We start from the raw sequence: 12,539 nt of genomic DNA, 5'->3' as shown, positions 1-12,539 counted from the left end.
TCGGTGTTCGCGACGGAGTGCAACGGGAACGTGTCGGAACGTGCTTCGGGGTATGCTCCGAAGTGCGTAGCGGAAACGCACTCGCAACAGTGCAAATGATGCCCATTAGGCGCGTGCGGAAGCGTGTTCACATCAAGCGCATCTGCCTGAATAAGCGTCCAATGATCAAGCCACGGCGCAAGCGTTTCGTGCAAGACACGCGGCAGCTGAGCATCACACTCAATGGAACAAACCTGATTCGCACGCTGCAGCAATGCGCGCGTAAGCGTGCCAATGCCAGGACCAACTTCCAGTACATAATCGTCATCCGTAAGCTGCGACAACTGAATTATTTTATCGATAATCGCCTGATTAACAAGAAAATTTTGCCCAAAGCGATACTTTGCTCGCAAATCAAACGCGTCAAGCACAGCGCGCGTGCGCGAAGCATTCGCAAGCGTGTCGCTTGGCAAGAGCCAAGATAATCGCTGTTCAGAAGCTGGTAAGGGCTTAAAAGAACGTGCAGGTGCGTACCCGCTATCCGAACTGCTACCAGTGCGATCTACGTTTCTGCTGGTGGCGTCCACAGTTCTGTTCGTACTATCCACGTTTCTGCCAGTACTACCCACGCTTCTTACCCTTTTTTGATGTGCGCGACGTGCGAGAAGTGGCAGGCGTGTTTGATACGCTTAAAGTATGCGTCTTTTTCGCAGGTCGATGAGCATTTTTTGCACGAGCTGTTCCCTTTGTTCCAGAAGATGTGCGCGCGTTGTTAGCTGAACATAACGATGTTGCTTTCCGCTTAGCGTGCTGTGATGCATGCACGGACGTATCACCTGATAGCGACAGCTTCGGGCGCGTATGCGCAGGTGCGGACGCGGGCGCGTGTTTTGGTGCGAGCGCACACTCATCCACGAACTCACCTGCGGGTTCATTCGTACACTCGCATTCGCGCACTTGCTCAAAACCGCGTTTGTTCTTGCAATCGCAACCGTGTTCGCTTTGAGGTTTGTGCGTGAGCTCATCATCAAACAGCACATCATCAATATCGCAAGGGTCGTGCAAGATGGAGCCGTCTTCGCTTATACACCCAACCCAATTTAAAACCCGCGATACAGCGAAACCAGCCTGCGAAAAGGCACTTTTTACTTCAGAAGCAAGTGGTTTAAAGCCGTGAGGATCACCACCCTCGCCAACAATATGCAAAATCGCAGGTTTATACGCTGCTTTTTCAACGCCAAGCGCACGATTGCGCAGATAGTAGGGCTGCATGCGATCAAGCAACACCTTGAACTCGGCTGGCGCGCCTGAAAAATAAACAGGTGAAACAATAATCAGTTCATCTGCACAATTAAGCTGCGCATACAATTCTTTCATGTCATCGGAACACTCAAAAAGATACGAATACGCATCAAGCTGTTGAGGATCGGATGTAACGGGCACGGGCTGCGTGGAAGCGAGCTGAGCGGGCTGCGTTGCACCGGGCTGCGCACAATCGAACTGCTGTGGAACGTGCTGTGTGCTTACATCTTGAATTTGCGCTGGTGCAACGCTTGGTTGCGCAGACACGTTTGCTTCAGCAAGCGGCATGTGTGCAGGCGCGCTTGGTTCTGCAAGCGGCACTGGTGCGCTTGCGTTCGGAAGCTGCTTATGTAAAAAATCGAGCGTCAATTCCGAGATAGGAGCCAAAAAAATGGCATCGTGCGGATACTGTTCAATATACGTATCAAACAGCAATTCTGCTAACGCCGCACACCGTCCATGCGAGCGCGGCGAGCCCATAATAATCAAACGGTTCAAGAAGGTCTCCTTCGCAAAATACGATGAGCGTTATCCCATAATGCCTGATAAACCTGCATTTCACTTTCGCCCAAGGCCTCGACACGCCACGCAGCAAGCGCATGCGCGTTAAAAATAACATGAGCGGGCGTGCACGTTGTTCCACGCATGGGCTCAGGTGCCATATATGGAGAATCGGTTTCAGTTAACAGCCTGTTCAAAGGAACAATTTCCATAGCACGGCGCACCGCTTCATTCTTTTTGAACGTAAACGCGCCACCATAAGCAATATAACAATCAGCCTCTACGAAGGGGCGCAGCTCGTCAGCAGTAAGCGTGCAGCAATGAACGATGGTGCCCGCTTCGGGAAAACCCTCTTCACGCAGAATACGGAGCGCATCGGCGTGCGCGTTGGCAGTTATGGCTGGTGACAAACTGTTCGCAGCACGTTCGCTATCATTCGACGTATTCGCGGTACTTTCGCCAGCAACAGCATGTTCGCTGTCATCTGCAGCAAGCTCAGCATCACGCAAATGCAACATGATGGGCAACTTGAAGTGATGCGCCAAGCGGATATGCTCGCGAAACACCTGCTGCTGCACATCGCGCGGCGATAAATCGTAATAGTAATCAAGCCCCACTTCGCCAACCGCACGACAGCGCACACGGACAAGCAGCTGGCACAGTTGCTCGCGCACCGCAGGCGTAAACAAGCGCGCGTTATGCGGATGAATGCCCGCAATTATCCCCACTTCAGGAGCCTGATATGCTCCATCCACATGCACTAAAAATTCCGAGCTGCAGCGCTGCAACCACGTATCAAGCGCATCAGCTTTTGAGGTTCCAGTTTCAGACGGATCGGTAATCATTCCCAAAAAATCAACGTGATGAAACGCGCAACGCGCCAGCTCAAACGCCGGATCGGGCAGCATATGAAAATGTGTGTGCGTATCGACAACACTCATCGGAAGCCGTGGATACTCTACCTGCGCAAACTTGCCTTTTTTCTTCTTTTTATAGAAGAAAAAATCGCTGCTTGCCACCCACTGCTCCTCGTCTTGCGCGGCGTCGGGTGCGGGCATGGGTGTAGCGCAAGTCGCAGCGTCGGGTGCGGGCGTGGGTGTAGCGCAAGTCGCGGCGTCGGGTGCGGCACACGTTGCAGTGTTGGATGCAACATTGAGCGTGGCACAATCTTCACCCACACGTATGCCATTACACGCTTGCAGGTGGGCGTCCTTGTGTGCGTCCATTATTCATCGTCCAAATTCAGCGACGAAATATCCAAGCGAGGGAACAGCGCTTCCCCAACTTCTACCTTATTGCCTGATGAAAGCATACCCCACTGACTCTCATGTGCGAAATTGCGCACTTCGTTGATGTCAAGCTCCAAGCGGCGATACACCTCAGCCGACGTGCGCGGCATGAAGGGGCTTAAATACAACGCAATCAGGCGAATTGCTTCAAGCGAGTTATAGATTACCTGCTTCAAATGAGGCTGCGTGCTGGAATGTTTCGCAAGCGTCCACGGAGCCGACTGCTCAACGTACAAATTCACACGTGAGGCAAGCTCTTGCACAGCTAATGCGGCGCCCATGTAGTCAAGCGCTTCCATGGCGGGATCGTATTTTTCGAGCAGCTTATCAGCTAAATCGCGAAGCGGATTGTCATGCAACAACGCGTCTTGTGCGGGTGTAGGAACAAACGCTGCATCAGCACTTTCTGCCGCAGCATGTTCGGAAACACCGCCAGCACCATCACCGTCACCACTACCGTCAATGCACGGCACCTGCCCATCAAAATATTTTTGTGTCATATTAAACACGCGGCTGCATAAGTTTCCCCACGTATTTGCCAAGTCGGCATTGTAAACTTGCGTCATGCGCTCAAGCGAAATTGAACCGTCATGACCAAATTGAATGTCACTCATAAAATAATAGCGATACGCATCCGAACCGAACACGCGCACTAAATCGGCTGGTTGCATAGCGTTCCCGCGCGACTTCGACATTTTTTCGCCCTTGGTAAGCAAAAAGCCGTGGCCAAACACGCAATGTGCAATAGGATACCCTGCCGCCATCAGCATGGCAGGCCAAATCACGCAATGAAAACGCAAAATGTCCTTGCCCACAATATGGTACGCAGGCGGCCAAAAACGCTCAAAATCACCTGGTCGACTGCTGTCTGCAAAACCGTTTCCCGTAAAATACGACAACAGCGCGTCTGCCCATACATAAGCAACGTGCCCTTCATCGAAGGTAAGCGGGACACCCCAGCTAAATGTTGAACGCGAAATAGACAAATCACGCAAGCCGCTTTTCACGAACGACACCACTTCATTTCTCCTGGTAATAGGACGAATGAAATCGGGATGTTCATCGTAAAATGCAAGCAACTTATCCTGAAACTCGGACAGCTTGAAAAACCAGTTCTCTTCGCCTGCCGAATGTTGCAACGGACGGTGGCACTCGGGACACACTTCAACGTCATTTTCGTCAAATTCGATGTCACTTTGCGTGTAGTAGGTTTCCTCATGCACGCAATACCAGCCCTCGTAGCAACTTTTATACAGAAAACCCTTTTCAAACAGGTCGTTCCAAAACTGCTGCACCGTTTTCGTGTGACGCGGCTCGGTGGTACGTACAAAATCGGTATAGCGTATATCGAGCATCTCCCAGGCGTCTTTGAATGCAGGAACCATGGAATCGCACCACGCTTGAGGCGTCATATGCTTGCTTTCAGCGGTACTTGCCACTTTTTGGCCGTGTTCATCAAGACCTGTCACAAACGACACAGCCCGACCTTTCATACGCTCGTAGCGCGTAATAACGTCTGCCGCAACCGTTGTATACGCTGTTCCCAAATGAGGAGCTGCATTTACATAGTAAATAGGCGTTGTGAGAGAAAATGAATCGTGTGACATTTGAAAATCCTTTGATATGCCGCTTTTAGTTAGTTTATGTATATAGCATCAAGTATACACGTACCAATCATTTCCACATGGATGCATGTCCAATTTTCTTGTATTTAATAGAGTAATTGAGGGTTTTGAGTATGAAGTATAAACAAAATCTACACATTAGTAATTTTCTGAACTGGTGTTTTGTAGAGCAAGGCACACAGAAGCGTGCCGTTTTGGAGCTTGCAGCGTTTCTCGATATAATAAAACGATTGAAACGAACTATACGAGGGGTTGAAAAGAGGTGTATGAAACACTCATTTATGGGAATATTTCGTAAACAGATTGAACGCAACTATCGAATATCGTTACCAACATGGTGTGTGCGCGTAAGTATAACAAGCATCTTAGCGCTCAGCTTATCATGTGCAAGCTTCGTTTACGGTATATACCCCACGCCAACTATCACCTCTGCGTATGCCGACAATGATACTGCCGACCCAACACTTGACGAACTGCAAAAGAAAATAGAAGCAAGTTCGCAAAACTATGAAGCTGCAAAAGAAAAACTTGCTGGTATTAAGCAGGAAATTCGCCAAAACGAGCAAGAAATTCAGCGCATTAATGAAGCGCTTCCCACACAAGAACAGCGTGGATTACGTGCCGCTCATTCGTTGTATAAAATTCAAAGCGATAGCTCATCTATTCTTTCTATGTTGCTCGATTCCAAAAATTTCTCGCAATTTATTTTTCAATTCACCTACGTGATGAAGCTTACTAAGAAAAATTTTACCGAGCTTAACGCCCTTAAAACAATGAGAGAACGTGTTGCTAATGCGCGCATGGAGCTTAATGCCCATGAAAAAGAAGCAACACTTGGAGCACAGCAAGCTCAAAGTGCGCTGCGTGATGCACAAAATGCACGTAAAGAAGCCCAGCGGCGCGCTCAGGCAGAGCTTGAACGCCAGGCTCAAGAGCTTGCTCAAGCGACACAGAATGCCGCTGTGCAAGATGTTGCAAACACCGTACAAGCACTGCCAGGAACACCTAACATCTCTTCTAATCATACGAGCAATCAAAACGAAGCAGCATCAAACGGATCGGCGCAAACAGAACAAGCAACGCAGAATGCGCCCTCAGCATCTGCTTCGCGACCAGCCATTACTGGTAACGTTGAAGCCGATCATGCAAATTGGAACAGCGATGAAGAAGCGTTCGTTCAGCAGTGGGCAGCGCGCATAAATGCATTTCTAGGTTCATCGCCATTAGGCGGACACGGAGAAACCTTTGCCCGTGCAGCATGGCGTCATGGTATTGATCCACGCTTTTCACCTGCAATATCGATGGTTGAAAGCACACAAGGACGCTACTGTTTCCGACCACATAACGCCTGGGGTTGGGGTAATAGCAGCTGGTCATCATGGGATGAAGCAATCAATGCACACGTTGCTGGCTTAGCGCGTGGCTATGGATACACGCTTACTTTGCGTGCAGCAAAAAAATATTGCCCTCCTACCTGGGAAGATTGGTATAACAAAGTAGCGCGACAAATCAATCGGATTTAGCACATCAATCGCCCTCACCGGATTAAGCGTGTTGAGCACATTGATTGTATTGAGGAAATTTCACGGTGAGCGTACACGTCTATGCTTTACCGTACACGCCAAGCGCTATATCATAGATGGTATTTTTCGACATATTGCACTGTTGAACTGCCATTTTACATGCATCTCGCATTGACATTCCCTCATGAGCTAATTGTTCTAAATAGGTACGCGCATCGTCACGTGAACGTTTTACTTCTTCTTGTGATACCTCGTGTCGTGCACCGTCAAGAACAATCACAAGCTCGCCGCGAATACCACCCTGTTCATGCTGCAAAGAAAAATGCTCAAGAACGTGCGAGCTTGAATCGCGATACACTTCTTCATGCACTTTGGTAAGCTCCCGTAAAACACACAGCTGACGCTGCGGAAATACCTCAGCCAGCAGTTCTAATGTAGCAATCAAACGGTGCGGACTTTCATAAAAGATAATAGCCGCAGGTAAATTCGCCAACGAATTGAGAAATTCTCGAAAGGCACTTTTTTTACGTGGAGGAAAGCCTACAAAATAGAAGTTTGAAAACGATGATGCACTTGCAACAAATGCTGTAATTGAAGCGCTTGCTCCAGGTAGCACACATACTGAAACATGCTGTTCATACGCAAGCGCAAGCAGCGCAATACCAGGGTCAGAAACGCCTGGCATACCCGCATCCGAACAATAACATACCTGTTTACCAGCTTGTATATCAGCAATAACACGTGACGCCTTACGCTTGATAGTATTTTCGTCCATACGAATAAGAGGCTTTGAGATATTATATGCGTTCAGTAACTTAGCAGTAACACGTGTGTCTTCAGCACATACATAATCGCAGTTCGCAAGAGCATCAAGCGTACGAAGCGTTATATCACGCAAGTTTCCAATAGGTGTTGGACATATAACAAGCCGCCCATGATCTTCCTGCCGACCTGCGCTGTTCTGACCTGCGCTGTTAGGGGCGTGCATGGCGTCCTCGATGGTTGGAGTCACCTTTGCGAGAAGCTGGCTGGCGTGCGTTTAATCCCAATTCGTCACCCAATAAGGACGATTCGTCACACGATACACAATCGGCAATTCCAGATGCTTTTCTTGCAGCTGAACTGGCATGATATGAAGCCTGCGATTTATAATGTGCAGCGTTTAATAATTCTTCGCGGCTTAACTTGGTGTTAAGGCGATTGGCTGAACGCTTTCGAATACGCGAAATTACCAGCAGCGCAATAAATGCGATCAGGACAACTGCAATTCCCAGCGCAAGCATAATATCGCCGCTACGAGGTAAAAGTTCAAAGGAGTGCATACCTTTCCTTTCGGTTTTCGTTCCCTTCCGTTCAGCGTTCCACACCATTGAACCACGTGAACGAAACGTATTGTATCATCAATCACAGAGCCACAAAGCAAGCTTAGTGGTGTGATTTTTTGCGCGCATTCGATTTTGCTACCGAAATCATCAATTTTATACGATTAAGCTGGTTTACTTCCGAAGAACCAGGATCGTAGTCGATGGCAACAATATTACTTAACGGATACAGCGTACGCAACTGTTTTATAACCGCCTTACCAACCACATGATTCGGTAGGCATGCAAACGGCTGAGCGCAAATGATATTTGGCGTACCAGTTTTAATGAGTTCTACCATTTCAGCAGTTAAAAGCCAGCCCTCTCCCATTGAATTGCACAAACTAAGAATGTCAGAGGCATATGATCCCATCGTATAAATATCGGCTGGTGGCTCGAAGCGTTTCGATGTGCGCAGCGCTCTATTGACAGGAGCCCGCAATGCTTGTAATACTGCCAGCGCAATACGAGATCCAATTTCACCTTTTCGTGAACGACCGAGCGGCTTGCGTTGAAAAATAGCACCTGCAATCCCAAACAGGAAAAACTCCACAATTCCTGGCACACGCGCTTCGCAGCCTTGCGCTTCAATAACTTCCACAACATTGTTATTCGCTGTTGGATGGAACTTTACAAGAATTTCTCCTACTACGCCAACGCGCGGTTTTGACTGGTCATTTATGAGGGGTAAAGCATCGAAATCGCGCACGATACAACGACACGTTTGTACAAAACGCATATAGCGCAAACCGGTACGCATCTGCGATTTACACAGTTCCATATATCGACGAAATAGCTGGTATGCAGCACCTTTTTGAGCTTCGTACGGGCGCGTGCGATACAGGCATTGCATAAGCACATCGCCATACAAAAACGCATACACTGCCTGCATCAACATAGCGCTACTCAGTTTAAATCCGGGGTTATTCTCTCCCAATTTAGCTGTTGATAGCGAAATAACAGGAATGTGCGACAAACCTGCAGCTTTAAGCGCTTTACGAATAAGCGAGATGTAGTTCGTGGCACGACATCCGCCTCCTGTTTGAGAAATTACCACGGCAAGCTTATTGGTGTCATAGCGACCCGACAAAACAGCTTCCATAATCTGGCCTGTTACTAAAATTGACGGATAACAAATGTCGTTGTTCACGTATTTTAATCCAATTTCTGTTGCTTTCGGATCGACGCTCGGCAAAAGCTCAACGTTATAACCAAAACGGTGGAACGCTTCCGCAAGAATTTCAAAATGGATAGGTGCCATCTGCGGTGCAAGAATAGTCCAACCTTCCTCGCGCATACGCTGCGTAAATTGAACGCGCTTGAAAGCTGTTGAGGACGATGTGCGCTGCGTGAAGAAATCTTGTACGTATAAATCGGCTTTTTCATATGCGTGAACAGGTGCTTTACAGCATGACACCTCGGAAGATGGCACCGATGCGGCGTTGGGAGCGGATGGTGTCGGGGCGTCTAACGCGACTGATGCGGCTGGTGTTGGAGCAGCGGCTGGCGCAGCGCCGCGCGAAGCCTTGTTTTGTGCAGCTGATGAAGCGTTTACACGTGCAGAAACAGCGTGCGCGGAGGTTGCGGCTGGCGCGGAAACGTGCGCATCAATGTCATTGGGAGGCACAAGAATGAACGAATCGACAATCTGCAAACGTGCTTCGCTTGGCAGAGTGTGTTGTTGTTCGTGCTCCTCCGGTGTGCCAGGATGTTTTTCCTGCTCACGTTCCTGTTTATCGCGCAAAGCAGCCAAAAGCGAGCGCACGCGAATACGTGCTGCACCTAAATTCGACACTTCGTCGATTTTGAGTACCGTGTACACTTTCCCCGCAGCTTCCAAAATTTCTTGCACTTGGTCGCAGGTAAGCGCATCAAGCCCGCACCCAAAACTATTCAGCTGGATAAGATCAAGGTCGTTGCGCTGCGTTACCACTTTTGCTGCCGCATACAGGCGCGTGTGATACATCCACTGGTCAACAAGGCGAATCGGGCGCTCCAAAACGCCCAGATGAGCCACCGAATCTTCCGTCAGCACCGCTAAGCCAAATGATGTAAGCAGTTCGGGAATGCTATGGTTAATCTCAGGATCGTTATGATACGGACGACCTGCTAATACAATGCCATGTGTTCCCGTTTGCTGCATCCACATAAGCGTTTCTTGGCCTTTCATGCGAATGTCGCGCTTAAACGCTTCGTCTTCGTCCCAGGCACGCTCAACAGCAGCATCTATCTCCGCACGCGTCGGCAATGCAGCGTGACGACCTACCACCTGGGAATTATTCTGGCACAGCTCAATAAACAAGCGTTCTTTCAGGTAGTCTTTTTTGTCGTAGGGAATCCACGGGTTCAAAAACGCCGTATCAGTGTCGTTAAGCTGGTCGATATTCAAGCGCAACGCTTCAGAATAGCTGGCAACAATGGGGCAATTATAGTGATTGCCAGCGCCAGCATCCTCTTGACGTTCCCACTTCGAGCACGGCATCCAAATAAAATCGGGATGGCGTGCAAGCAAATTCATTACATGACCATGCGCCATTTTCGCAGGATAACACACTGATTCTGACGGCATCGATTCAATTCCTGATGAAAATAACTCTTTGGAAGAATTATCGGAAAGCTCCACACGAAACTTCAACGACGTAAAAAACGTGAACCAAAATGGGTAGTTTTCGTACATGTTTAGCGCGCGCGGAATGCCAACGGTACCGCGAGGCGCATCGTCGGCATCAAGCGGTTTGTAGGAAAATAGGCGCTTATTTTTATACGCAAACACATTGGGAATGCTGCGCTGATTTTTGCCTGAATGCCCAGCTCCACGCTCACACCGATTACCCGTTATAAAGCGGCGTGTTTTGCCAGTAAGCGGATCGCGCCCAAATGAGTTAATCGTAAGAAGACAATTATTGGAACATAATCCACAGCGTGTTGTTTTATGTGTTGGATTAATACTGTCGATTTCCTCGGCGCTCACAATGGTTGAACGGATGGCACTGGAAGCAGAAGCTGCCGTGCCTGTTGCATGCGTTTGCGCAGGTGAAAAAACGGAAACTGGCACAGATGTAGGCTGCGTTGCAGTTGGTTGTGATGCTCGTGGCGCGGGGTGCAGTGCTGGTTGCGGTGCTGATTGCGCACCAGATGCAGCCGTTCCCGATGCATCCGCACCCGCACCCGCGGAAACACGTTCGCACTGCTTACGATACCGATCGCGCGCCAAAAGCGCTGCTCCATAAGCCCCCATATTGCCTGCCATATCGGGACGAAACGCGTCTACCTGCGCTAATTGTTCAAACGCGCGCAATACAGCATCATTTAAAAAGGTTCCACCCTGCACAATGCCACACGTACCCACGTCATGAGCGTCGCGAATTTTTATAACTTTAAACAGCGCATTTTTAATAACGGCAAGCGCTAAACCTGCCGCAATATCACCTACTGTTGCTCCCTCTTTTTGTGCTTGCTTGACGCGTGAATTCATAAACACCGTACAACGCGAACCTAAATCGACAGGCTGACGCGCTTCAATAGCTGTTTGCGCAAAATTAGCTATTGGGATGCCTAAACCTGCAGCAAAACTTTCAATAAAGCTTCCACAGCCCGATGAACAGGCTTCATTCAACATAATTGAGTCAATCGCGCCGTTGCGAATACGCAGGCACTTCATGTCTTGCCCACCGATATCCAAAATGAAATCTACCTGCGGCAACAGCTCTTGCGCGCCACGCAAATGCGCAACCGTTTCAATTTCGCCCGAATCGACGCGCAACGCTTGCAGCAACAAAGCTTCACCATAGCCTGTTACTGTTGCGTGTCCGATAAACGCGCCCTGCGGAATTGCGGCATACAACTGGCGCAACGCTTCTTTTGCCGAACCGATTACCTCGCCTTTGTTGCTTTTGTAAAACGACCACAACACCCGACCATCGCTATCAATAAGTGCTGCTTTAAATGTAGTTGAACCTGCATCAAGGCCTAAAAACAGCGCACCTTTCGCGTGAGCAATATCACCCCGAGGAACACACTGTGCATCGTGTCGACGTTTAAAACGTGCATAGTCATCAGGTGCTTCAAACAAAGCAGGCAAACGCTGTACTTCACTTCCCTGTTGTTCACCTAATGTTTTCAAGCGTACAAGCAAACTATCAAGCGTCTCTAAGTGCGGTTCATCACACATATAACCAGCTACAGCGCAGCCCTGTGCCACAAACAAATGCGCGTTGTTTGGCACAATCGTATGTTCATCATCAAGTTGAAGCGTCACAATAAAGCGTTTCCGCAGTTCAGATAAATATTGAAGCGGCCCGCCCAAAAATGCAACATAGCCTCTAATTGGTCGGCCACATGCAAGTCCGGCGATGGTTTGCGTTACAACCGCTTGAAAAATAGACGCTGCAATATCTTCTTTACGTGCGCCTTCATTAAGAAGAGGCTGTACATCGGTTTTTGCAAAAACACCACAGCGCGACGCAATGGGATACAGTGTTTTACATGATTTTGCCAGCTCATTTAAGCCAGTAGCATCCGTATCAAGCAACGTTGCCATTTGATCGATGAAAGCACCCGTTCCACCAGCGCATTGCCCGTTCATGCGTTGCTCTATGCTTTGGTCGAAAAAAATTATCTTTGCATCTTCTCCGCCCAGTTCAATACACGCATCAGTTTGCGGAATAAACGCTTCAACTGCCTCTTTTGAAGCAATTACTTCCTGGACAAAACTAACATGAAGCCAGTTTGCCAATAACAAACCACCAGAACCCGTAATAGCTATAGTCATAGTTTTGCCAGGAAAATGCGCCGCTGCCGTTTCGATAACCTGCGTTAATGTTGCCCGCACATCACTATGATGACGCTCATAGGTTGAATACAACAGCTGATAGCGCTCATCAAGCACGGCAAGTTTTACCGTTGTGGAGCCTATGTCAATTCCAAGGTAGTACATAGTTTCATCTCGTCTGAATTTAA

At 48.7% G+C, this 12,539-nt stretch carries 8 protein-coding genes; 1 reads left to right on the top strand and 7 read right to left on the bottom strand.

All coding sequences use genetic code 11. The annotated features are described in order from the left end of the window. The 4 genes from HMPREF3190_RS05050 to metG form a co-directional block, all read right to left on the bottom strand. The coding region (locus HMPREF3190_RS05050) for an rRNA adenine N-6-methyltransferase family protein (protein ID WP_449676264.1) at positions 1 to 452 on the bottom strand (452 nt) is incomplete at its 3' end. A gap of 148 nt (positions 453 to 600) precedes the next feature. Beyond that, complete coding sequence (locus HMPREF3190_RS05045) at positions 601 to 1,779, bottom strand: NAD(P)H-dependent oxidoreductase (RefSeq protein WP_066780990.1); 1,179 nt, start codon at positions 1,777 to 1,779, stop codon at positions 601 to 603. After that, positions 1,776 to 2,960: a TatD family hydrolase gene (locus HMPREF3190_RS05040; RefSeq protein WP_449676261.1), complete on the bottom strand. Its 1,185-nt coding sequence runs from the start codon at positions 2,958 to 2,960 to the stop codon at positions 1,776 to 1,778. The genes HMPREF3190_RS05045 and HMPREF3190_RS05040 overlap by 4 nt, the downstream gene beginning before the upstream one ends. Positions 2,961 to 3,007: 47 nt before the next feature. Then, complete coding sequence (metG, locus tag HMPREF3190_RS05035; RefSeq protein ID WP_066780986.1) at positions 3,008 to 4,678, bottom strand: methionine--tRNA ligase; 1,671 nt, start codon at positions 4,676 to 4,678, stop codon at positions 3,008 to 3,010. A gap of 284 nt (positions 4,679 to 4,962) precedes the next feature. Between metG and HMPREF3190_RS05030 the strand changes: the two genes are divergently transcribed. Further along, complete coding sequence (locus tag HMPREF3190_RS05030) at positions 4,963 to 6,219, top strand: coiled-coil domain-containing protein (protein WP_066780984.1); 1,257 nt, start codon at positions 4,963 to 4,965, stop codon at positions 6,217 to 6,219. 79 nt (positions 6,220 to 6,298) lie between these two features. On the opposite strand, the gene rsmI is transcribed toward HMPREF3190_RS05030, so the two are convergent. From rsmI to HMPREF3190_RS05015, 3 genes are all read right to left on the bottom strand, one after another. Next, a complete protein-coding gene (gene rsmI / locus HMPREF3190_RS05025; protein WP_449676259.1) occupies positions 6,299 to 7,231 on the bottom strand; it encodes a 16S rRNA (cytidine(1402)-2'-O)-methyltransferase in 933 nt (310 codons plus the stop codon). Next, positions 7,194 to 7,541, bottom strand: coding sequence for a hypothetical protein (locus tag HMPREF3190_RS05020; RefSeq protein WP_066780980.1), 348 nt, complete (start codon positions 7,539 to 7,541; stop codon positions 7,194 to 7,196). The genes rsmI and HMPREF3190_RS05020 overlap by 38 nt, the downstream gene beginning before the upstream one ends. A 103-nt stretch (positions 7,542 to 7,644) precedes the next feature. Beyond that, the gene (locus HMPREF3190_RS05015) at positions 7,645 to 12,516 is read right to left on the bottom strand and encodes a 2-hydroxyacyl-CoA dehydratase (RefSeq protein WP_066780978.1); all 4,872 of its coding nucleotides are present in this window, start codon (positions 12,514 to 12,516) and stop codon (positions 7,645 to 7,647) included. Between the last annotated feature and the right edge of the window lie 23 nt (positions 12,517 to 12,539).

The sequence above is a fragment of the Umbribacter vaginalis genome, from assembly GCA_001552935.1.
Lineage (GTDB): Bacteria > Actinomycetota > Coriobacteriia > Coriobacteriales > Eggerthellaceae > Berryella > Berryella vaginalis.
The sequence above is the reverse complement of the archived record's forward strand: the minus strand, read 5'-3'. Positions and strand labels throughout refer to the sequence as shown.

Excerpts from the sequence above, each read along its gene's own strand:
- metG (WP_066780986.1), bottom strand. The coding sequence starts at position 4,678 with ATGTCACACGATTCATTTTCTCTCACAACGCCTATTTACTATGTAAAT.
- HMPREF3190_RS05030 (WP_066780984.1), top strand. The coding sequence starts at position 4,963 with ATGAAACACTCATTTATGGGAATATTTCGTAAACAGATTGAACGCAAC.
- HMPREF3190_RS05020 (WP_066780980.1), bottom strand. The coding sequence starts at position 7,541 with ATGCACTCCTTTGAACTTTTACCTCGTAGCGGCGATATTATGCTTGCG.
- HMPREF3190_RS05015 (WP_066780978.1), bottom strand. The coding sequence starts at position 12,516 with ATGTACTACCTTGGAATTGACATAGGCTCCACAACGGTAAAACTTGCC.